This window comes from Bartonella propinqua, assembly GCF_047263965.1.
Classification (GTDB): Bacteria; Pseudomonadota; Alphaproteobacteria; order Rhizobiales; family Rhizobiaceae; genus Bartonella.
On record NZ_JBLEBK010000003.1, the window covers coordinates 1 to 25,398 of the forward strand.

Annotated in this window: 14 protein-coding genes; 4 read left to right on the forward strand and 10 right to left on the reverse strand. The window is 36.2% G+C overall.

Translation table 11 applies throughout. The features are described 5' to 3' along the window. The first annotated feature begins 131 nt into the window (after positions 1-131). On the forward strand, positions 132-350 hold the full coding sequence (locus ACMFKV_RS02965; protein ID WP_413154459.1) for a hypothetical protein: 219 nt from the start codon (positions 132-134) through the stop codon (positions 348-350). 7 nt (positions 351-357) lie between these two features. Further along, entirely contained in the window at positions 358-1,401 is a 1,044-nt protein-coding gene (locus ACMFKV_RS02970; protein ID WP_413154460.1) for a tyrosine-type recombinase/integrase, read from the forward strand. 80 nt (positions 1,402-1,481) lie between these two features. On the opposite strand, the gene ACMFKV_RS02975 is transcribed toward ACMFKV_RS02970, so the two are convergent. The 6 genes from ACMFKV_RS02975 to nagZ all read right to left on the reverse strand — a co-directional run bounded on the left by ACMFKV_RS02975 (position 1,482) and on the right by nagZ (position 9,268). Further along, entirely contained in the window at positions 1,482-1,868 is a 387-nt protein-coding gene (locus ACMFKV_RS02975; RefSeq protein WP_336287844.1) for an Mth938-like domain-containing protein, read from the reverse strand. 510 nt (positions 1,869-2,378) lie between these two features. After that, positions 2,379-2,825 carry a preprotein translocase subunit YajC gene (gene yajC, locus ACMFKV_RS02980; protein ID WP_413154461.1) on the reverse strand — a complete coding sequence of 149 codons (447 nt, stop codon included), beginning with the start codon at positions 2,823-2,825 and terminating at the stop codon, positions 2,379-2,381. Between the two features lie 373 nt (positions 2,826-3,198). Beyond that, entirely contained in the window at positions 3,199-4,368 is a 1,170-nt protein-coding gene (locus ACMFKV_RS02985; RefSeq protein WP_413154462.1) for a peptidoglycan DD-metalloendopeptidase family protein, read from the reverse strand. 156 nt (positions 4,369-4,524) lie between these two features. Continuing rightward, a complete protein-coding gene (locus tag ACMFKV_RS02990) occupies positions 4,525-5,184 on the reverse strand; it encodes a protein-L-isoaspartate(D-aspartate) O-methyltransferase (RefSeq protein WP_336287847.1) in 660 nt (219 codons plus the stop codon). A 133-nt stretch (positions 5,185-5,317) separates the two neighbouring features. Then, complete coding sequence (gene serS / locus ACMFKV_RS02995; protein ID WP_413154463.1) at positions 5,318-6,595, reverse strand: serine--tRNA ligase; 1,278 nt, start codon at positions 6,593-6,595, stop codon at positions 5,318-5,320. Positions 6,596-8,236: 1,641 nt separating this feature from the next. Then, complete coding sequence (nagZ, locus tag ACMFKV_RS03000) at positions 8,237-9,268, reverse strand: beta-N-acetylhexosaminidase (protein ID WP_336287849.1); 1,032 nt, start codon at positions 9,266-9,268, stop codon at positions 8,237-8,239. A 919-nt stretch (positions 9,269-10,187) separates the two neighbouring features. Between nagZ and uvrC the strand changes: the two genes are divergently transcribed. Both uvrC and pgsA read left to right on the forward strand, forming a co-directional pair. Beyond that, positions 10,188-12,173 (forward strand): excinuclease ABC subunit UvrC, encoded by a 1,986-nt coding sequence (gene uvrC, locus ACMFKV_RS03005; protein WP_413154464.1) that lies wholly within the window; start codon positions 10,188-10,190, stop codon positions 12,171-12,173. Positions 12,174-12,247: 74 nt separating this feature from the next. Beyond that, complete coding sequence (gene pgsA / locus ACMFKV_RS03010; protein ID WP_413154465.1) at positions 12,248-12,829, forward strand: CDP-diacylglycerol--glycerol-3-phosphate 3-phosphatidyltransferase; 582 nt, start codon at positions 12,248-12,250, stop codon at positions 12,827-12,829. A 114-nt stretch (positions 12,830-12,943) separates the two neighbouring features. On the opposite strand, the gene ndk is transcribed toward pgsA, so the two are convergent. The 4 genes from ndk to bafA (ACMFKV_RS03030) all read right to left on the reverse strand — a co-directional run bounded on the left by ndk (position 12,944) and on the right by bafA (ACMFKV_RS03030) (position 24,952). Then, positions 12,944-13,366 (reverse strand): nucleoside-diphosphate kinase, encoded by a 423-nt coding sequence (gene ndk, locus ACMFKV_RS03015; RefSeq protein WP_336287851.1) that lies wholly within the window; start codon positions 13,364-13,366, stop codon positions 12,944-12,946. Positions 13,367-13,760: 394 nt separating this feature from the next. After that, entirely contained in the window at positions 13,761-17,819 is a 4,059-nt protein-coding gene (gene bafA, locus ACMFKV_RS03020) for a BafA family autotransporter (RefSeq protein ID WP_413154466.1), read from the reverse strand. 390 nt (positions 17,820-18,209) lie between these two features. Further along, positions 18,210-20,759: a BafA family autotransporter gene (gene bafA, locus ACMFKV_RS03025; RefSeq protein ID WP_413154468.1), complete on the reverse strand. Its 2,550-nt coding sequence runs from the start codon at positions 20,757-20,759 to the stop codon at positions 18,210-18,212. Between the two features lie 278 nt (positions 20,760-21,037). Continuing rightward, entirely contained in the window at positions 21,038-24,952 is a 3,915-nt protein-coding gene (gene bafA / locus ACMFKV_RS03030; protein ID WP_413154556.1) for a BafA family autotransporter, read from the reverse strand. Positions 24,953-25,398: the final 446 nt, after the last annotated feature.

Sequence of the window (25,398 nt, forward strand, 5' to 3'; positions counted from 1 at the left end):
TGACTAAGGCTGCTTAACGTTATGGGGGTGCTGTCTCCTCCCTAGCATCCCCGCCCTCTCTCATAACAACTTTTCATTAAATGCGTGATTCACGTCACAAGTGAATTGCATCTAAAATTAGGAGACTAAATATGGCTCACCGTCAACCTACCATAACCCAGCCAGCGATTGCTCGTGCTTTAAGAGAAGCCAAAAAACAAGGAGCCGAAGTTGTAGAAATCAAACCCACTGGCGAATTGTTAATCTATCTTAAAACTGGAATCGAAGTTCCTAAGACAGCTACCCATCCAGACAGTTTATTAGAGTTGTCAAAAGACGAGTATTACGAAGCTCTTTTCTCTAAGCTGTGAAATTACCATGCCTAAACCACGTCCCCCTCATCTTGTTAAACAAATCACCCAGCATGGTAAAATTGTATGGTATGTACGTATCGGTCATGGATCACGACGTAGAGTGCATGGAACCTATGGAACGCAAGAATTTACTGACAGCTACAAAAGAGCGCTTGCTGAATTGCAAGGTATCATCCCTCCTAAACCTAAAGTAGGAAAACTTATTGAAGGTTCATTTGCATGGCTTCTCAAACAATATTTTAACAGCGTCAATTGGCATAGTCTTGCTAAAGGTACAAAAAAACAAAAAGAACATATTCTGATGAAAGTTTCCGACTCCATAGGAAATATTCCATACAAAGCAATTAAAAAAACGCATATCATAGCTAGTGTTGAACGACGTAAAGAAACACCCGGAACTGCTAAAAATTTTCTAAGAACAATGAGCAGCCTCTTTAAATGGGCAATCGATCAAGGATTTTTGGAAAATAACCCAGCCTTAGGAATTAAAAGTCCACCTCTCAAAAATAAGAATGGATTTCCTGCTTGGATAGAGGAAGACGTAGAAAAATATTATAATCAATGGCATCATGGTACGCATGAACGCGTTTGGATTGATGTCCTTCTTTACACAGGTTTAAGACGCGGTGACGCAGTACGAATTGGTTGGAAAGATGTAAAAGATAATATCATTCATTTAAAAACGGAAAAAAGCAAATTTCAAACAGATGTCTTTCTTCCTATTTTGCCTGAACTTGCAGAAACACTTGCAATTGGTCCTATCGGAGATGAAACATTCATTTGTGGAAAAAGCGGAAAAAAATTTAGCAAAGAAAGCTTTGGTGTTCTATTTTATAAAGCGTGCACACAAGCTGGCATTAAAAAATCAGCACATGGATTAAGAAAATTAGCAGCAACACGTGCTGCCAATTCAGGTGCAACCTTATCGCAATTAAAAGCACTTTTTGGCTGGACAGAAGACAGTATGGCGTCTCTTTACACTAAGAGTGCTGACCGCAAAAGACTCGCTCTCGAAGCAATCAAAAAGCTTCAAAAAAATGAGGGATAGACCCCAAAAAAACTTAATAGAATCAACAACCATACAACTCCCTCACATTGAGTTAACACATTGATTTTATTTGGTATTGATTACTCTACCGCAAACAATAACGCAGCAACTGCACGATCTTCAGCTAACAAAACATTAAATGTACGCACTGCTGCCCCTGTACTCATTGTGTCTGATGAAATATGCTTTTCCCATAAAAGCACCCGTAACTCTTCAGGTAACCTTAATAATTCGGTTCCCGTACCTATCAATAAAACTTCAATTCCTTCTGACTCTTTTAAAACACGAGATATATCTTTTGGAGTGGGGATAGGTTCTGCCATATCGATACCATAGATACCCGATGGTACACAAATAATAGAACCTTTATGTGACATATCAGCAAAACGAAACCCACCATTCCCATAAGCGTCAATAGGTGCCCGCCCTGGAAAATGCGCCTCACGAATTTGAATTGCATGAAACATACCTAAATGTCCTTTATTTAAAACCCCAATTGCGCTTTCCCTTATAAATCACACAAAGGAGTGATAATAAAACACTGATATATTAATAATAACCCATATAGCAATGTTAACGCAAAATTTTCATATCAAAACACTACCCACGACAATACAAAAAGCAATACATGAAAAATGTTTCAAGACAATATAGAGAAATTTACAATAAGACGCGATCAAATACCACATCCATTTAAACATACAAATTTAAAAAAGAAAATTTTATCTTAGTCTATTTTACTCAAAAATAAGCAATTTCCGCCATACGCAACAATGGCATCGTTTAAAGGGTAGTAAAAATTGTCTCAATACTCCATAATTGAAACAATTTTTTAAAATGACCTCACACAGAATAAAAAAGATATAATGTTTGTTTCCCAACCATAAAATAACCCATCTAAGCAGAATGGCTTTTATATAAAAGCCATTCGCCTTTACAAAAATCAGTTTAAAAACTTAATAAACTGTAACTATACTTTAAGGTTTGTCTTCTTTTGACGCAGCTTTTGCCTCATCAGATTCCCCTACACTTGCCTTCATTGTAGTTTTAGACTTTTGCGGTGCTTTTATTTTAGTATCAAGTTTTGATTTCTTTTCCGCAATAGGTTTGCCTTTAACGCGAACATCCGCCAATGTTGAACGAATAACGCGAATATGCACACCATCACTAATTTCAACCTCTAATTCATCACTCTCATTATGGACTTTCGTCACCTTTCCTATAATACCACCCCCTGTTACAACTGTATCACCACGACGTACAGCACTAAGCATTTCTTGCCGTTTTTTCATTTGTGCACGCTGTGGGCGAATAATAAAAAAATACATAATTCCAAAAATTAAAATGAACGGAACAAAGGTAACAAATGAGACCCCGTTGGAAACACCGCCTGCAACTTGAGCATAAGCGTTGGTAATAAACATTTTTATCTCCTATAGATTAAACTTCAGGTCTTTCCCACTTTACTAAAATAAGTTTTTTTTAAATATTACACATATCGATAACTACACAACGTAGCTGTAATCTTACCAAAAAGTAATAAATCCTCAAGAAACAGAAGGCAACAAGCAAAAATTTCTAAAAAACAGATTTATTCTTTTACAAATATAAATATTTTTACTATTCAAAAAAACAAATGATACAAAATGACTTTTTATTCTCTAATTGAAAGAAGGATCAACTACCTTCAAACGTATAGAACTGTTGGCTCAAATATGCATGATTAGATTGAATCTATCGATTGTTTGACTTAAAATCTATATGAGCTATAAATTTCTTAAATAAAACCATTATTAATCAGTTTTCTAAATATTTGATAGGATCGACAGGTATACGATTTTTACGTACCTCAAAATGGACACGTGGAGTCTTAACATTTCCTGAAACTCCAGACTTAGCAATCTCATCACCACGCCGTATCCTTTGTCCTCTGTTAACAACGAGTTTACTATTATATCCGTAAACAGTGATAATATCATCTTCATGTCGAATCATGACAACATTACCGAGATCTTTTAACCCATCACTCGCATAGATAACAACACCATTTTCCGCAGCTTTTACCGATGAGCCTACAGGCACAGCGATATCTATTCCCCGATTAATTTCTGTCCCTTTTTTTTGACCAAACTGACTTAATAAACGCCCTCGTACTGGCCAACGCATCTTAGAAATTCCTGTTGCTTGCAAAGGAAGCTTATTATTTGTACGAGGAACTGTATCTGATAGACCATTTCCGTGACTCAACGCTATCATCTGTTGAGAAGAATTTTTTTGAATATCTGATTTTCTAATTTTTTCAGAAGGTACAACTGGTGCAGGCTTCTTATATGTAGGTGGAATCTTTTCGTATTTTTTGGAAGATCTAGCTTGAAATGAAGATTTTTGTGCTGATGCAAATAAATTATTATTTGTTGCATTTGAATCCGCTACTGTACGCTTGCTTGGAATTGTAAGAATCTGACCAATATAAATAGAGTTATTTTTTATGCCATTTGCTAATTTTAATGTATCAATACTAACCCCCGTTTGATGCGCAATGCTTAATAATGTATCCCCACTCTGAACAATATAAGAATTTTTCCGAACAACAGAAGTATCGCTCACTTGTGAACGAGAGAGCGTTCCAAGATTGCGTGGCGGCTCCCCTATAATTTGCCCATCAGAAACAGATTCTCTGCCTTGTGTTGAAGAGTTATACGGAGTACTGTCATAGCTCCATTGATCACTACTTGACTCCACAGGCGGTAATTCAGTGCTTTGTATCATGTCACCATATGATAGCATCTGCGGATCATCAGAAAAAACTGCAGATTCATCTGATCGAGCAGAAACTGCATGATGAGAGAAAAAATTATCGAAACGTTGCGTACCAGAACTACACCCTGCAATAATCACTGTTATCACCAAAAAAGCTATACATTGAAAATTACGCTGAAAAATATTACCTAAAGTTTTGAAATACATAATTTTTCTCATCCGCCAATATTCAATTCACTTTATTAAAACTTTTTAATATTACCTAAGAGTTAAAATCAGGTATTTTTCACATAAATATCTTGACAATAAAATCAAAATGAATTTATCATTGAAGAGTGTGAAGGTTCTCGTAATACTGTAATTTCAAAGTACCTCTGCTATGCCTTCAATAAAAGGTTGGTAGCGGACTTGAAACATTTTTGAGCGTTCAAATTGAGTGCCAACTTTTGTATAACGCGTAACCATTTGTACTCCTTCATCTGGACCTATAGCTTGAATAAGAATCCCATTTTCAGCTAAAAGTTCTAAAAACCCTTTTGGTTCACGAGAGCATGATGGCCAAATAAGGATACGATCAAATGATCCTAAACCTGTTACAGTACGGCTTCCATCAATTTGCCTTACAATGATATTTTCAATTCCTAAAGTTTGAAATTTTTGTCGTGCCAAATCAACAAGTGTTTTATAGCGATCAATTGTTATCACACGGTCACTAAGACATGCCATAAGAGCTGTACAAAAACCAGAACCTGTACCAATTTCTAAAACACGATGTTTCTTTTTTAACGATAACGCAAAAAGAATCAGGAGCTGCTCCTCTAAGCGTTCAATATATTCACCACACTCAATTGGAATCACTTTATTATCATAAGCATTGTTGAGCCAAGGAGCTGCAACAAACTGTTGACGTGAAATCCTCTCAAATGCTGTAAAAAAGCGAACATCATCAATGCCTTTACTACGCATTTTCAAGACAAGAGCTGCCAATTTTTCACGAAATCGTAAAACACCCTTTTGCTCCATAGTATCATTTGCTCTCCAATGGAGTAGTTATTTTTCTGTGTAGGTAAGCTATTTTTTTAAAAACAACAAAACTTTGCGTTTGCATGCCATCATCTGTTAGCGATAAACACATATTGGTTCTCCTTTTGCAAAATCAAGCAGTAATACAACACACGCCTCTCATATAGGGCTGTAAAACATCTGGAACAATAATTGACCCATCAGCCTGCTGATAATTTTCAAGAATAGCGATAAGACAACGACCAACAGCCGTACCAGAACCATTGAGACTATGAACGAAATGTAATATTTTATCACCTTCTTTACGATATCGAGCATTCATACGCCGCCCTTGAAAATCTCCACAAACTGAACAACTGGAAATTTCACGATAGCACTCCTGACCAGGGAGCCAAACCTCAATGTCATAAGTTTTACGTGCAGCAAATCCCATATCACCAGTAGAAAGAACTACCGTACGAAAAGGCAAATTAAGCCGTTTCAACACATCTTCTGCACATTCTGTCATGCGTTCTAGTTCAATTAAAGACTGCTCTTCGGTAGTAATTGATACCATCTCCACTTTCCAAAATTGATGTTGGCGCAACATACCACGTGTATCACGACCTGCAGAGCCTGCCTCTGAACGAAAACAGGGAGTCAAAGCAGAAAATCGCAACGGCAAATCCGATTCTTGAAGAATCTCATTGTTTACTAAGTTAGTTAACGGTACTTCTGCTGTAGAAATAAGCCACCGACCATCTGTAGTCCGAAAGAGATCATCAGCAAATTTTGGTAACTGAGCTGCTCCGTAAACACTTTCATCACGCACAAGAAAAGGTACTGAAACCTCTGTATAACCATGCTCCTCAACATGCACATCCAGCATAAACTGACCCAATGCGCGTTCAAGCCGTGCCAATGCTCCTGAAAGAACTGTGAAGCGTGTACCAGACAAACGACTTGCCCGCTCAAAATCCATCTGCTTAAGGTTTTGACCAAGATCAAAATGTTCCTTTGGTGTAAAGTCAAACGTTGGAGGTGTACCAAAATGTCGAATAACAACATTATCGCTTTCATCTTTACCTTTTGGAACATCATCCAATGGAATATTCGGGAGTACTGAAAGAGCTTTCTCAAAGCTCTCAGTTAACCGCTTTTCTTCTGCTACAGCAGAAGAAAGAAAAACTTTAATTTCTTCAACCTCAGCTTTAACACGTTCAGCCATTTTTTGGTCACCCGCAGCTAAAGCCTGTCCTATTTCTTTTGACGCCGCATTACGGCGTTCCTGCGCAAATTGCACTTTAGCAACATACGACCGACGCTCAAGATCAAGTTTTATTAACCTTTCAGCTTGCGGCTCAATACCTCTGTTTGCTAACGCTTCATCTAATTTTTCAGGGTGTTCACGAATCCACTTAATATCAAGCATCAAAATTCCTCATTTGCATCGTTTTTTAATCCCTTACCATACAAGATATAAATTTTTATGAAGAGGTTTTTTATTTTTTTTCAGTAAGCAATTAAAATTAGAATTTCGTAAAACTCTATTATAAGTAAAACCACTGCAAACATAAATCTAATGGAATGATTATTGCTATAACTATAAAAAACGGAGATAGCTCACTTTTATTTGGATACCAAAACATAAGATGTTTTAAATTTAGCTTTCATTCAAAAATCAATGATAAGGAAGAAATTGCCAAAAAAATTTAAACTAAAGTACTATCAGCGCTCAAAAAGCATCAACAAACGCATCACCAACCAAAATAAAATAATTCCACCAATAAAAAATGAAAAAAAGCTATACGCTTATTTTCATAAAGCCTAACTGTAATAAAGTTATAAAACTGAAAATCTGTATAAGGAAAAGGAAAACATAGCTACATCAAAAGCAGAAAATTCTATCTTCCTTAAAGAGGATTTTTTTATATTTGTGTTAATTGCAGATGAATATTTTTACTTTATCCACCTAACAATTGTTATTGTCTACGGATAAAGTCATAAAAAACGCAATCAAAATAGAAATAATTCGCCGATGAAATTCAGTTAAGTATTCTAAAAGCAGCGTTATATTGGCGTCAACTTTATCTTTTTAGGATTTTCATGATGCACTTCTTTTCTCTTTAAAAACGACTAAAATGCTCCCAAAATTATGAAAATTATTAGATATTATTCAATTTTCATAAGATTTTTTTTATTACACTTTAAAAACTTTTTATCTTTTTTAAGTTCAGAGTATGTGTGCTTACACCAAAACTCTCATCTCCTTTTACAGCTCGTAAAATAGGATTGAAAGTCTTTTTTAAATTCTTGTGCAAATTAAGGATACGAATATCTGATAATGTTTTTTGTATCATCAAGCTCAATTTATCTCATTGCATCACCAAATTAATGATAAAATTCATTTATTGTTGAACGCACATAGGTATTGCTTTTACCACTCTGCTTAACGTTTTAGAAAAATCTTTTAGCACAACTACAACAATGAAAGTAAGATTACGGAAAACCCTCCCTCATCAATTTCAAACATTGTTTATATGCGCGTTATTTTAAAAAAATAATGCACAATTATAATAGTGCTTTTGTTACTTTATAAACCATTTTTATAAATAGGTATCTTAACTACTTCATAAAAAAAGAATCTTTTTTGCAAGCTTTGCTGATAACGATTAATATCCAATATCAACTATCTGAAAATAAGTAACCATTTCATACTTATCCTCTAGACTGTTCTCTTCTTCCCTCATATCGTTTAAAAAGCTTTCATATTCTTAGCAACATCATCCATTAACTTAGAAACTTTTTCACACCCAAAAAGTACAAGGATAATCATGAAAATAACAATCAAACATGTTGGTAAAAAATACTCCTCATCACTCCCTCTCCATAGTTTTATTCACGCTCACTCTGTAAGGAAATATACAAAGTATCACTATATTAAACTTTATATTTTTATCAAATGAAAAGCTATCGCACACTTTTTGTTACAGTTTAGCTGTCCCTATCAACAATTTTTTCAACACGTTATAATAAGGTCAGATAAACACAAAATAAAAAGTAATAAGTATCTTTAAATAAAAGTTAAAAGATTTGAAAACTCTTCTCTTAAGGAAACTTCATCTGATCTATCGGGCTGTGAAACACTATTGCAGGCACCATATGCACGTTCTAGCGCTTTTCCTTCTAAAAATGGAGTTGCATGCGCAATAGCTAGCATCTCTTCCAAATTACCATTACAGTGAAGAATAATATCACAGCCTGCAGCAAAAACTTTACGTGTTAAATCTGAAAAATTTTCCGAAAATATACTCCCTGAAAGAGCTTTCATTGACACATCATCTGACATTAAAAGCCCGTCAAACCCTATCTTCTTACGAACAACATTTTTAATAACTTTCTCAGACAGTGTTGCAGGAATCCTATTATCAATTGCCTCATAAACAATATGTGCAGTCATCGCAGCTGGCAAATTAGCTAAATTTTTAAAAGGTAAAAAATCATACTTTTCTAAAATATCAAGTGGTGCATCGACACGTGCTAATTCAAAATGCGTATCCGAAAGCGCTCGCCCATGTCCAGGAATATGTTTCATCACTGGCAAAACACCTCCATCCAAAAGCCCCTCAGCAGCTGCACGTCCTAAAGCTGTAACTATTTCTCGCTCCTGAGCATAGGCACGTGTTCCAATAACATTATGTGCACCTACCACTGGAATATCTAAAACAGGAAGACAGTTAGCATTTATGCCAAACCTCATTAAATCAAAAGCATGAAGTCGAGACATAACCCATGCAGCACGGACTCCCTTATCCTGATCTTTTTTATATAGCCTCCCCAAAGTTTCAGCTGCGGGATAATGAGGCACCAGAGGTGGAAGCAAACGTTGCACTCTTCCTCCTTCTTGGTCAATAAAAATGAAAATATCATCACGCTCACTTACCTCACGTAAAGACGTGGTAAGTGCCTTGACATCATCTGCTGTACCAATATTGCGTGCAAATAAAATAAAAGCCCAAGGCTTATATTTAGCAATGAACACTTTTTCATCATCTTTCAGGGAAAAACCAGAAATGCTAACGATCATAGCTTTTATTTCTGACATTATCGCAATACCTTGATGCTTATTTTGATCAATAAGCCTTAATTTAATTGAGACAGTTTATACATCTGATGTCAATTTTTAAAAACTATATTTCGGTATCATATATAAAAATTAAAGCCCTAAAAATCTCTTCTCTGCTACGGATACCTAGATCATATTTATGAAATTTTAAATGGAAAAAATTTATATTACCTATAATAAACATGATTAACAATTTGTACTCATATTTAATATATAGCATTAACATGCCCTATCGCATAAAAAAATATTTTTTAACAAGTCATTAAATATGCTCTAAAAATAAAAAACAGCAGCTTTATTTTACGTATTAAACATTATGGCACAGCAAAAAAGCTATGAAAAACTGTTGTCTAAGATACAAAATGAAGTAGAAAATTTTTCTATTGCTCTTAAAAAAACACGAATATTTCTAACTTTTTTACTTTTCTTCATGTTTTAAACACTTCAAATCTGCAAATTAGTTTAGTGCATATCTAAAATAGTTGCTTAATAACTCTTTTTATAGAGTTTTATTATTACAGTATTGCGTGTATTATAAGTACCGATTATACGTAATACCCTTAATGCTATTAGTAAGCTTATCATAAAAACTGTATATAATCGTAAGGCTCTCTATTATGTATAAATTTGAACGAAAATAAATTGGTTCAGAAAAAAACACTGTACTATAGCCTCTTTGATTTTTTTTAACAAAGTTTATTTTAGGCGATTTCTAGTCATCACAGATTTATTATTCTAAAATTGTCTCCATATTTTTAAAAAAATCATAACCTCAAAATCACGCAATCTCATATCATAATGCGTTACTTATAGGAAAAAACCATAATTACGTAAATGATAACACTTGATAAAAAAACTATTTCATATGGAACACACAAAACACCTCTGGATAAACCAAATGAATTTGAAAAATAACACAACTTGTCCCCAAAATGAACGAGAAAAATCATATTTTTTCTCTAACATTACATGGGACAACGCCAATCAGGGAGATGATAAAAGCCAATTCAAAGGCACAAAACTCATACAGGAGTTTGTAAAACATCTTCCACACAAATCAGGGGTTTATCGAATGTTGGATGAGAATGGTGATGTTCTTTATGTGGGTAAAGCGCGTAATCTAAAAAAACGTGTTTCAAACTATACCCGTGAACAGGGACACAATAACCGCATTACCCGCATGATTCGTGCGACATACCATATGGAATTTGTTATCACCCACACAGAAACAGAAGCACTACTCTTAGAAGCTAATCTTATCAAAAGGTTGAATCCACGTTTTAATGTGTTACTGCGTGATGATAAAAGCTTTCCTTATATCATTATCACTGATGATCATCGATCACCTGCACTCTACAAACATCGCGGCGCTCGAACGCGAAAGGCACATTATTTTGGTCCTTTTGCCTCTTCAGGCGCAGTTACACAAACAATCAACGTTTTACAACGTGCCTTTTTATTGCGAACCTGTACCGATGCAGTTCTTGAAAACCGTACACGCCCCTGTTTACTTTATCAAATCAAACGATGTTCTGCACCCTGTACACATGAAATTAATGACGGCGATTATAGAGAGTTGGTTAAAAAAGCAAAAGCTTTCCTTTCAGGAAAAAGCCAATCGGTTAAAAATGATATGGTTCAAGCTATGCACAAAGCCGCAGAAAATCTTGATTTTGAACAAGCAGCATCCTACCGTGACCGCCTATCAGCCCTGTCCCATATACAAAGTCACCAAGGAATTAATCCTCAAACTATAGAAGAAGCAGATGTATTTGCAATTGCGCAGCGAGGAGGAGTAACTTGTATTCAAGTATTTTTTTTCCGTATGAAACAAAATTGGGGGAATCGAGCCTATTTCCCCAAAGCAGATTCATCTTTTTCTAGTACTGAAATTTTAGCAAGTTTCCTTGCTCAGTTTTACGATGATAAACCTATTCCAAAACTCATCCTTTTATCTGAGCCAATTGAAGAAAAAGCACTTCTAACAGAAGCATTCAGTCTAAAAGCAAATCGTAAAATATTTGTATCTTTACCAAAACAGGGAGAACGCAAAACTCTTGTTAATCACGCCTATATCAATGCTTATGAAGCACTTGAACATAAACTTGCTGAAACTACCACACATATAAAACTGCTTCACGGCATTGCCGAAATATTCCAACTTCCTCATACCCCATGCCGTATAGAGGTCTATGATAATTCTCATATTATGGGGACAAATGCTGTGGGTGCAATGATTGTTGCAGGTCAAATGGGATTTATTAAAAATCAATATCGCAAATTTAACATTCGCTCTACCGATATAACACCTGGTGATGATTTTGGCATGATGAAAGAAGTTATTAAACGAAGATTTTCACGCCTTATCAAGGAGCAAGGTTTGCCTAATGAGAACAATAGAGAAAAAAATCAAGGCGATGATCCTATTCCCATTTGGCCTGATCTTATATTAATCGATGGTGGTAGAGGACAAATAAATAGCGTATATACAATATTATCTGAATTAAAACTAGACAATCTTATCACAGTTGTGGGCATAGCTAAAGGTGCTGATCGTAGAGCGGGATGTGAACGATTTTTTATCAAAGGTAAAGCGTCTTTTACACTTCCCCCACGAGATCCTATCCTCTATTTTTTGCAACGTTTACGCGACGAAGCGCACCGTTTTGCAATCGGAACTCATAGAACAAAACGAAAAAAAGAAACATTCAAAAACCCACTTGATGAAATCGAAAATATTGGTCCGAAAAGAAAGCGTGCGTTGCTCCATCACTTTGGGAGTAGCAAAATTGTTGCTGGCGCTTCTATTGAAGATTTAACAAAAGTCGCAGGAATTTCTGCCGCAATTGCACAAAAAATTCATAATCACTTTAATGAAAAATAAGGCTTGTTTCATAATCTTTGCCTTGTTACGTTTATGAAATATATCATATTTTACAAAGAATTGAAAATGACTCTATGAAAAATCATACTTTTTCTTTTCCTAATATTCTAACTTATGCACGGATTATTGCTGTGCCAATGGTTGTTGCATGCTTTTTTTTAGAAGGACGACTACAATCGAGCGATATCGCACGCTGGGTTGCTGTCTCCATTTTTGTGATAGCATCTATTACCGATTTTTTTGACGGTTATCTTGCACGTATTTGGGAACAAACTTCCAATATCGGTCGCATGTTAGATCCAATTGCAGATAAACTTCTCGTATCTGCGTGTTTACTATTACTTGCCGCAGACAGTACTATTGCTGGATGGACACTGTGGGCAGCCATTATCATTCTTTGCAGGGAAATTCTTGTATCAGGATTACGTGAATATTTGGCTGAATTGAAAGTCAGTGTTCCTGTTTCTCGTCTTGCAAAATGGAAAACTTTTGTACAAATGATAGCAATTATCTTTCTTTTAGCAGGACCAGCTGGCAATAAAATTGTTCCTTACACAACGGAATTTGGTATTATTATGTTATGGATTGCAGCTCTTCTCACATTGTGGACAGGATGGGATTATTTTCGTGCAGGACTAAAACACGTTATCCCATAACACATGATAACATCTACACGCCCTTTTAAAGATACAGAGAGTTCTATAACTTCGTAAAGATCCCGAAACATATTGTTTCGAGATTCTCTTGCTTTTATATTTTACACGCTTTTATTAACCAACAATTTCCATTTCAGAAAACCAAAAAGCAATTTCTGTTTTTGCGGTTTCAGTACTATCTGAACCATGAATAGAATTTTCACCAATTGATAAAGCATGTACTTTACGAATTGTCCCTTCCTGTGCATCATTAGGATTCGTAGCTCCCATCACTTCACGATTTTTAGCTATTGCATTTTCACCTTCTAAAACCTGTATAACAGTTGGACCAGAAGACATAAACTCAACCAATTCTTTGAAAAATGGGCGCTCTCTGTGGATAGCATAAAACCTTTCAGCTTCACGCTGGCTCATCCACACACGTCTAGATGCAATAACACGCAACCCTGCATCCTCAAGCATTTTTGTAATTTCCCCTGTTAAATTACGACGCGTTGCATCTGGTTTAATCATTGAAAAAGTACGTTCTACAGCCATTTGACCACCTTTATTTCATTTACAAAATTATTTAGCCGTTCTATAGCGAGCAAGAAGCATCTTGCCAAGTGACTGTGAAAAAATCCGCACTAATTATTTAAAGCTACGTAGTTAGTAACAGAATGAGCTTCAATAAAAAATAGAAATATCCACGATTATTGATCTCTTTCTCATAACATTATTGCTTCTATTATAAAGTCTTGTTGTACTGAATCAGTTACATAACCTCCACTTCTTCTTCTCTAAATTGCTATTTAAGAAGAAAACAAATCAAAAGGAAAAAGCGCTTTTCCCTCTCCAGCATACATTTCTTTAAAATGTTGTTTACATCACTTAACCTCACTTACAAAGCAATCACACACTCATTAAGTATAATCAAAGGACAAACGCATATTTAAAAACTATAGCGGATACCTAAAACACCTTGAAGGGACTGCTTAATCTTGCGCCCCTTGAGATAGTGACCTTCCGCATAAAGCTTTAATCTATCACTAACAGAACCACTCAAACCAATTCCCAATTTACCAAAATTTCCAGATAAATCCGTGATAAATTTATGCTGTTTATTAATCATCGTGTGATTGTTATTGATATTCTCACGCAACCAAGCTGCTGTAATGTAAGCCATCGATGACATCTCTGTGCCAGATCCAAATTCATACCCTAAAGATAATCCAACCTCACTACGTAAGGAAACCGCTCGACCTATATCACCTTTCATTCCATGAGAAAGCTTGATTTTTTTACCTTCAACCTGTAACCACGTTAAGTGAGCATAAGGCTGCATCCAACTGCTCTGCGCCGTCTTAAAACGATAACCTGCTTCAAAGGATGTGCCTACTGCCCACTGGGTATAATCCCCTTGAACAGATAAACCGTTCGTTGAAATAGCCTTCAGATTATTTTTATAATGATTGTATTTCAAAACACCATCTAAATACCACCCACTGTGATCAAAATAAGTCGCATAAGCTCCGATGCTATAACTGTTTATACCACTCGTACCACCTCGTGCATGCGCAACACGTGCCTGGTCATAACCGCCGAAACCGCCAACATAAAACTCTCCATTGGTCAATTCGCTTAAACCATTCACACCCAACACTATACCCGTCTGCTCAAGATTAAAATCTATATGACCTGTAGCAACGTGCTCTTTGCTCTTAATGGCATAAGTCCACAGAGAAGCATTTTTCTTATTTCTGTCTAAAATTCCCCTTCCAGAACGTACAGTTTGCACCTCATTGTTAAAAACAAGTGCAGGAGCAACTGCCATAGACAAAACGGCATCAGTAGAAGGTGTGGTTAAAAAATCAGAAACCTTTATCTCTTCATCCTGCTTTACTTGCGAAAGAAGGGGATTTTGAACACTTGATCGCGCAATCATCTCATCTGCTAAAGACGGAGAAGCAACAGGCTGCAATTTTTGACTTGGAGGCTGAAACCGATTATCCGAACGTGATACTCGAGCAGTTTGATGCTCCGGAGAAGAAATAGAAACTGGCTGTTTTTCCCTCAAATGTCGTGGAGAGCGCGACCTAAGCGCTTTATCGTGACCTCTTACATTATCATTCCCCACAGCGGATCCTCGACTTCGAGAATGAGAAGAGCTTTGATGAGATGACTGACCTACGTTAACAGCCGTAGGCTCCTTTGGTTGCTCACTTACATAGGAAAGTTGATGACTTGAAAGACTGAATGCATCATTCTTTTTACCCAAATACCAAATTGTAACACTATTTCCATTTCCTATGTCCCTCTTTCCCTTTTGCAAACCATACATAAAGACTCCACCATCAACACCTGTAATTTTTTCGCCAGAGTAGTTTGCAAGAGTAAAATCAGCTTTTCCATTTTTGGTTCTATCAGCAACCAAAACGATATAAGAAGAAGTAATACCATTTTTTGAAAGAAAATCTGTAATTTCAGTGCCAGAATCTGCAACGCTTATTTTATGATTTCCCTCCCCATTACTAATCAACAAATAATTGGCATATTGATTTGTACCATTGTACTTACTATATTTACTTCCAGTAGCGTTGATATTAAAATAAAAATTTAAACTACCTGAAAGATCCTCAACGCGAAGTGACAAATGGCGTGGATCGTAAGGGACAGAAGTGAAAAGAACATTTCCTCCCGTGCCACTTAATTTTTCAATCGCAAACCAAGACCTCTTCCTATTATCACGCCTTCCAACATAAAAAATTGTTTCAGGACTTCGCTCTTCCACTAAAAATTGTTCTTCTGTAACGAAATTTGTACTATCGCCAGCATATAAATAGAGATTCCCTTCCCTATTGACCTTTATTTCTTTAATTAATACTCTCGCGCCAACATGTAGCCACGAGCTAGCACCACCATTAATCGTTAAACCATTTATCTTTCCATCAGGATATACTATCTGTGTAGCTCCGCTCTCCAAAAATGTATCTTCAGCCATTCCTTGTGCTAAAACATGTTGTTTACCCCCCTCACCAACCCTAGTACCTGATGCAAAACCACCATTTTTTCCGTTTCCCGTATAAAGATTTTGTTCCCCCCCACTAAAAATTTTTGTACCCCAAGCTTCCCCACCATCATACACATTTTGTTGACCAATAATTCCATTTACACCAAAAATTTCAGTATTATAAGTACTGCTATGTTTCTCTCTCTCTTTAAGACGCCAAAAACTTTCTTCCTCAAAAACTAACTGCTGACCACCGCGGACTATAGTATCTATTGCAGTTCCTTTACGCGTAACTATTTGCATTCCGCCTTTTTCAACAGTAGATTTCAGTGAACTACTTCCATGTTCAATAATTTCTACGCCACCATCCTTAACTCTAACATCATTATTCATAGTAGTTATCAGTGCTGAGCCCTTTGGCACCTCCTGCCCATGCCTTATCACTGTTAGCACTCCATTTTTATTTTCATCTGCATCTACAATAGAATCAACAGGTTGTTCTTCTGAAAAAAAAGAAGTTGGATGAACAAGAGTAGGCAGTTTCTTTTTTAAATGCCGAGGAGGGCGCCTTTTGGGTTTTAACGTCTCCATATTACGTATATAAATACTCAACAAAGAGGAGCTAGCAGTGAAATCACTATCCGACGATGATTTATTTGCACTCGCATCAGTAGTAGAAGCGTTTGATCTGCTTGTTGATCTACTTTTCGTACGCAGAGAGCTAACATCTGAAGAATGAGGATTGTCAGTCTTCATACCTAAATACCACATCGTAGAATTACTACCCGAACTTCCTGTTGTTTTATACAAACCATACATATAAGTTCCACCATCAACAGTTGAAGTTTCTTTTCCGGAATTATTCATCAAAATAAAATTAGCATCTTTGCTTCTGCTTCTATCAGTAACCAAATAAACCCGAACTGCACCATTTTTTTGTGAAAGAGAATTCGTAAATTCAGAACCAGAATCTATAACATTTACCGTATGTTCACCCACACTCTCATCGTTGATCACCAAATAATTACCACGGTTAGTTGTAGTATCAATGTTAAAATTAAAATGTAAATTACCTGAAAGCTGCCCAACATGAAGTGACAAGTGGCGTGAATCATACGGGACAGAAACAAAACCAACAGTCCCTCCATCACCACCTAGCTTATCAAGATAAATACTAGATCTACTCTGCATCCCAACAAAAAATAAATCCTCGTCACTTCGGCCTACAACAGAAAGTCTTTTTTTTATAACATGATTTCTTTTATCGCCAGCATACAAATAGAGACTTCCATTATTATTGACCATTATTTCTCCACGTGATGTTGCACCAACGTGTAACCACGAACTAGCATGATCGTTAATTGTTAAACCACTTATCTGCCCACTAGGGTATACTACTTGAACAGCTGTATTCAGCAAAGTAGTGCCTTCAGCTATTCCTTTTGCTAAAACATTTTGTCTACCATCCCCAGAAACCTTAGTAGCTAATGCAAAACCACCAATTTCTCCATTTCCCGTATAAAGATTTTGTTCTCCTCCGCTAAGAATTACTGTATGCCAAGCTATTCCACCATCATACACATTCTGTTGCCCAATTGATCCACCTCCACCAGAAACTGTGGACTCATAAGCACCGCTATGTTTATCCACACTCTTAAGCCTAAAAAAACTTTTTTCCTCAAAAACAAACTGCTGACCACCAATAATCGTAGTATTTATTGCAGTTCCTCCACGCGTAACTATTTGCATTCCACCTTTTTCAACAGTAGCTGCCATTGCATTCCCCTTATTCTCAACAATCTCTACACCACTTACCTTCGTTTGATTACTGAACACAGCAGTACTTAGTGCTGAGCCTTTTGGCACCTCCTTTCCAACTGACATTCCCCCCATTGAAATATTTTTTAGCTCCCCATTCCCTTTTTCATCCGCACCTGCAATTTGCACAAAACAACTACTAATCATCAATACTGAAAAACTTAATTTGCATTTAAACCGCATAATCCACACTCCATCATCAAATAAAGACACATCCCCCCCCCCCAACACTACATATGTAGTTTATTTTAGATTGTATCATAATGTGTTTTATTTATGTTATAATGTATTTATATGATGATATCATGATATTTAATTTTCTAATGTAAATGCATGAATTTAAAATATTATTTTCTATTTTTGCCTGAAATATCGCTATTAAATAAAAAATTCAAATTGTGTTTTAAACTCAAAACACAATTTGTAATACTTACAACAATGGGTGAAAGAATTGCATCGCCTACAGAAAGCGTAGAATTATCTATGCACTCCCAAGGACTATTATTTGACCACTGAGTATTTAGAGCGTAAAAAACAATGGTATTTGAAATTAATCAGAGAATAAGCACATATTTAGAAACTATAACGTATACCTAAAATGCCCTGAAGTAATTGCTTAATCTTACGCCCTTTTAAATAATAAGCTTCTGTATAAAGCTTTAACTTATCACTGACGAAACCGTTCAAACCAATCCCCAATCTCCCCACATTTCCAGATAAATCAGTGATAAAGTTATGTTGTTCATTAATCGTCGTGTGATTATTATTTATATTTTCGCGCAACCAAGCTGCTGTGATATAAGTTGTTAATGGAGTGCCTGCACCAACAATAAATTCATGCCCAGCAAATAATCCAATTTCACTACGAAGTGAAGTTAATGCACCTATATCAGCTGTCATTCCATTGGAAAGCTTGATTTTTTTATCTTCAATTTGTACTCCAGTTACTTTGATATAAGGCTGCATCCAACTGCTTTGCGCTGTTTCAAAATAGCATCCCATTTCAAATGCCCCACCTATTGCCCACTGATTATAATCACCCTGAACGGCTAAACCGTTTGTTGAAACAGCTTTCAAATTATCCTGATAATAATTATATTTTAAAATAGCGTCTAAATACCATCCGCGCGTATCCAAATAAGTTGCGGAAGCTCCAATACTATAGGTATCTACGTTGCTAGCACCACCTCGTGCATGAACAACACGCGCTTGATCATAACTACCGAAACCACCAATATACAACTCTCCATGCGTTAATTCGTTTAACTGATCAGCACCGAATATTATGCCTGTTTGTTCAAGCTTAAAATTTGTATGACCTGTAGCAACGCGCTCTTGACTTTTAATCGCATATGTCCATAGAGCCGTATCTCTTTTGCTTTTATCCAGAACTCCTCTCCCCATACGAATAGTTTGCAGCTCATTGTTAAAAATAAGCTCAGGTGCCACTACTGTATCCAATACTGCATCAGTTGAAGGAGTTGTTACCAACCCACCCGGAGCAAATGGATTTTCTACATCAGGTATAACAAATTCTGGTGCACCAACGCGATTTGCGGATAAAAACCAAATTTTTTCATTTTCATCCGTTCTCTGTTTCAAACTATACATATAGGCTCCACCATCAATAGCATCAATTGTTTTGCCAGATAGGTCTTTCAAAGTGAAATGAGCCCCACCACTGTGATCAGTAATTAAATCACGATTTTTTAAATTAGAATCTGTAATCTCAACTCCAGAATCAGCAACACTCACTGTGTGACTACCCTCACCATTTTCAATGAAAAGATAATCACCCCGACCATTTGCAAGATCGGTATTAAACTCAAAATGTAAACTTCCTGAAAGATTGTTAACATGAAGCTGAGAGTAATACGGATCAGATCCAGTAAATGAAAAAATAACACTACCTTCACCACTTAATTTCTGAATAAAAGAACTTTTCCCATCAGACTTAGCAGTGATGGCGTACAGTTTTGTATCTTTTCCATTTAAAATAATCTCTTCTACTGTAGTACGATTCTGATCATTTCCAGCATAAAGATGAAGATGTCCAAAATTATTCACCAGCGCCACACCTTCTAATGTTGCACCCGCATATATCACTGATGCTGCATTATCATGAAGTGTCAAATTTTTTACATATCCACCAGCATATACTTCTTGGATAGAAGTATCATTTAAAGTAACCCCTACAGCCTTCCCTCCCGCCCAAACATGCTGTTCACCATTGTCGAATACTTCTGTATTAAACGCAGAACCACCACTTTTTGCACCTTGCTCTTCTTTGGTAATATCTTGTACACCTCCTCGCATAACTTTCGTATTCCAAACTATCCCTCCATCATATACTTTTTGCTTCCCCAGAGATTCACCTTGACCATAAAGTATAGTATTAGAAACAGTACTGCCTTTCACCAGCCCTCCAACATCAACACCCCCGAAAACAAACTGCTCACCACCATAAACTTCAGCCCCTTCTGCTTTTCCTCCATTACTAACAATTTGCTTTCCTCCATACTTAATTACAGCATTTTGTGAAAAGCCCTGTTGCCCCTTTGAAGCTCGAACAATTTCAGCTCCACCATTTTCAACTTTACTATTCTCACTAAGACCTCCCGCATCAACATAAATTACTGCACCATTCATAATTATATTGTTGATGGATCTTCCTGGATCATCTATTGCACCATCATTAGAAATGTAAGCTTGTGCATTGTTATCGAGTACAAAATTTTTCAAAATCGCCCCATCCTTAACAAAAATAAGTTCAGGGTCTTTAAACATTGCAATATTTTTTCCTTGCACACTACGTTTAACACTGCTGTCATCGGTTTTTTGTTCTGTGTTGAAAGATGTTATAAGGCTTTCGCTCGTAGCAAGATTAGCCAATTTTTGTAAATGTGATTTACTGTGTGTCTCTCTGAGAGAATGTGTAAGTGCTTTAGCACTTATGCATTTTTCTACTTTCAAATTCTCTTTATCATAGAGTATTTTGTTGTTGATATTATATTTTACAGATGAGCAAAAAAACTGTGTCTTACCTTTGTCTGCAATTGCGGTTTGCACAAAACAGCTGCTGAGCATAAGCACCCAGCAATTTAATTTCCACTTATATTGCATAGTTATACCCTTCCCCTTTATATCTAGCAAATATAAAATGTAACTAGTTCTGCAAAATTTATTTTCAATCTAAAGCATTAGAAATTATCTTCAATCCTTTATTAACCTTGTAAAAACAATCTATTATCTTTCGCTATATTTCGCGTTTAATTGAGAGAAAAAGCGCTTTTCCCTCTCCAGCATACATACATTTCTTTAAAATGCTGTTTACATCACTTAACCTCACTTACAAAACCAATCACACACTCACTAAATATAACCAAAGGACAAACGCATATTTAAAAACTATAGCGGATACCTAAAACACCTTGAAGGGACTGCTTAATCTTGCGCCCCTTGAGATAGTGACCTTCCGCATAAAGCTTTAATCTATCACTAACAGAACCACTCAAACCAATTCCCAATTTACCAAAATTTCCAGATAAATCCGTGATAAATTTATGCTGTTTATTAATCATCGTGTGATTGTTATTGATATTCTCACGCAACCAAGCTGCTGTAATGTAAGCCATCGATGACATCTCTGTGCCAGATCCAAATTCATACCCTAAAGATAATCCAACCTCACTACGTAAGGAAACCGCTCGACCTATATCACCTTTCATTCCATGAGAAAGCTTGATTTTTTTACCTTCAACCTGTAACCACGTTAAGTGAGCATAAGGCTGCATCCAACTGCTCTGCGCCGTCTTAAAACGATAACCTGCTTCAAAGGATGTGCCTACTGCCCACTGGGTATAATCCCCTTGAACAGATAAACCGTTCGTTGAAATAGCCTTCAGATTATTTTTATAATGATTGTATTTCAAAACACCATCTAAATACCACCCACTGTGATCAAAATAAGTCGCATAAGCTCCGATGCTATAACTGTTTATACCACTCGTACCACCTCGTGCATGCGCAACACGTGCCTGGTCATAACCGCCGAAACCGCCAACATAAAACTCTCCATTGGTCAATTCGCTTAAACCATTCACACCCAACACTATACCCGTCTGCTCAAGATTAAAATCTATATGACCTGTAGCAACGTGCTCTTTGCTCTTAATGGCATAAGTCCACAGAGAAGCATTTTTCTTATTTCTGTCTAAAATTCCCCTTCCAGAACGTACAGTTTGCACCTCATTGTTAAAAACAAGTGCAGGAGCAACTGCCATAGACAAAACGGCATCAGTAGAAGGCGTGGTTAAAAAATCAGAAACCTTTATCTCTTCATCCTGCTTTACTTGCGAGAGAAGGGGATTTTGAACACTTGATCGCGCAATCATCTCATCTGCTAAAGATGGAGAAGATGGAGAAGCAGCAGGCTGCAATTTTTGACTTGGAGGCTGAGACCGATTATCCGAACGTGATACTCGAGCAGTTTGATGCTCCGGAGAAGAAATAGAAACTGGCTGTTTTTCCCTCAAATGCCGTGGAGGGCGCGACCTAGACGTTTTATCGTGACCTCTTACATTATCATTTCCCAAAGTGGAACCTCGACTTCGAGAACGAGAAGAGCTTTGATAAGATGACTTATTGACATGCCTTTCTGGAACATGCTCTTTTGGAGATACAGAAGTTGAGGAAGTAAGAACTGGCTGATTTTCGCTTAAATGTTGGAGAGACCTTCTCCCGCGTAACAAATTATCACTGGCTTCCTTATCAAGGGATACCGCAGCTAAATACCAAATTGTTTCGTAGCCGCTCTTTTTTTGTTTTAAACCATATTTATAAGTTCCACCATCAATATCATTGATTTTTTCACCAGAAAAATCTTGTAAAGTAAAATGAGCTCCTCCACTTTGATCAACAATTAAATCAAGACTTGTTGAGGAAGGATTAGTGATTTCAATACCAGAATCTACAACGCTTATTGCATGATAACCGCGACCATTCTTAATAAAAAGGTAATCACCCTTTTCTTCTGCAAGACTAACATTAAAATAAAAATGAATACTACCTGAAAGATCATCCACAAAAAGGCGAGAGTAGTATAAACTAGAATCATCAGAGGTAAAAATAACCTCACCTACACCACTTAATTTTTTAACATGAGAATTTTTGTCATCAAATTTACTAGCAACGGCATATAGTCGAGACTTGCCTTCATTTAAATTGATGCTTTCTACTATAGTTTGATAATTGCCTTCTCCAGCATAAAGATAGAGATATCCAAAATCATGAACCGCTACTTCGCCTTCTAACATTGAACCCGCAAAAACCCACGAATTGGCTCCACTCTCAATCGTTAAGTTTTTCACATATCCATCAGCATGAACTTCTTGAGCAGCACCAGTACGTAAAATAACATCCTCCGCTTTACCTCCTGCAAAAACACGCTGTCTACCACCAGCGAAAACTTCAGTCTTCATTGCCAGACCACCACTCTTTAGTGCGAAATCACCTTCGAAGAACCATTTAGCAAGAGTTTGTACCCCTCCATCCATAATTTTTGTGTTCCAAACCACTCCGTCATCATATACATTCTGCTCTCCTAGTGTTTCATTTTGACCATAAATTTGAGTCTCATAAGCACTGCTACCAACAATCACACCGTTTACATAATCATCTCCAAAAACAGATTGATTACCACCATAAATTTGAACCCCCACCACTGTTCCTCCTCCTTCTACACTTTGTTTTCCACCTTCATAAACAATAGTATATTCTGAAGTTCCTTGTTCTCTCACAATCTCAGAACCACCTCTACCAATTGTAGTATTTTTACTGATACCACCCGCTTCAACATAAATTGTTCCAGCATTCTCAACAAAGTTATTAATGGATAATTGAGCAACGCTTATCTCTCTATTATCGGATATATAAACTCCCTCATCATCACTAAGTGCAAAATTTTGCAAAATGAACTTGCCTTCATCAGCACTAAAATCATCTGCGTAGAGATTAAAACTACTTTCATAAGAGTTGATTATAGGATCTTGCGAAATGAGGATATTTTCTTCTTGCCTAAGAGGCATAATCATTGACAGTTCTGTATCAGGCAAAATACTTAAAGAGTTATGATTTTTTTTTACAATAGCCAGATACCAAATTTTTTCATCTTCATTATTTCCTTTTTTATGTTGCAAATTATACAAATAAGCTCCACCATCAACAACATCAGCTTTTTTATCAAGATGGCTTTTTAAAGTAAAACGAGCTCCACCGCTTGCATCAGTAACTAAATTAAGTGAAGATAAAAAAGAATCTGTAGTTTCATTGCCATAATCTACGATCTCTATTTTGTGATTTCCTTTACCGTTTGCAATAAAAAGAGAATCACTACACTTATCCGCAAAATTAACATTTAAATAAAAATCTATATTCCCTGAAAGATCATCAATATAAAGCTTAGAATAGTGTGGAGCAGAATCTTCATGAGCGAAAACAACACGACCAGTTCCATTTAATTTTTGAATAAGAAAACGATATTCATTAGATTCAGCGGCAAAAAACTGCAATAAAGAATTCTGTCCATTCAAAATAATATTTTCTACTGTAGTGCCCTGTTCATTATTTCCACTAGCGTAAAGATTAAGCATTCCAAAATCATTAACCGTTATTGCTCCTTTTAATATCGCACCAGCATATACCCGCGAACTAGCATTGCTATTAATCGTTAAAGTTTCTACAGATCCACCGAAATAAACTTCTTGAAGAGCACCATCTTCCAAAACGGTGTTGTTCGCCTCACCTTTCGCTAAAACACGCTGTATACCACCTTTAGAAACCTTAGTATCTACTGCCAATCCTCCTTCCTTACTCTCATTGCCAAACCATGTGCCAAGACTTTGTATTCCCCCTTTCATCACATCTGTTAAGAAAGCTGCTCCCCCATCATATACATTCTGTTGCCCTGGCATTCCTTTTTTACCACGAATTTGAGTGTTATGAGCATAGCTACCGCCTCCTAAAACAATTTGCTCACCATTACTATAAATTTTAACATCATGTGTTTCCCCTCCTTCAACGCTTTGCAACCCATATTGGCGAATAAAAATACCTTTTGAAGTTTGCCCTTGCCTTATAATTTCAACTTTGCCATTCTTAATTGTAGGGTTTTTTCTTTTTTTTCTTAACTGCGCACTTACTTCTACTGATGTTAATGGATCCTTTTTTAGGACAACTATTCCCTCTGCATTTGCAATCTCTATAAAAAAACTCACAACCATTAATGTCCAAAAGCTCAGCTTAAATTTGTATCGCATCATCTCCTCCATGTTTCCAAATAAAAATGGCACGACCGCTTATCTTCACGCTCTTCATGACAACGAACTATTTTCCACAAAATATTAAGTGTACTGAGCTCTAATTGATCAAATATTACGTGTGTGTTTTGAATTTATATACAATTAACAGTAGAAAATGTTTTTTATACAACTAAAGATTGTTTTAATTACATTCATAAAAGCTTTTTAAAACATCTTTATGACACTAAACACTGGTTTATAAAACTAAGATTGATCTCTAAACAGATAAAAACAGTGTCGTGTATTAAAGGAGAAAGTAATATTCAATGAAATGAATTTAATCGTTTATAAAAATATATTTCTCTCTTCTATGGCATTAAAAAGAGTGTCTTTATTGCATTTAACTTAGATGCATCTACAATAGAATCATCTACGCTTATCATGTCTTCAATAATTACTCTGAT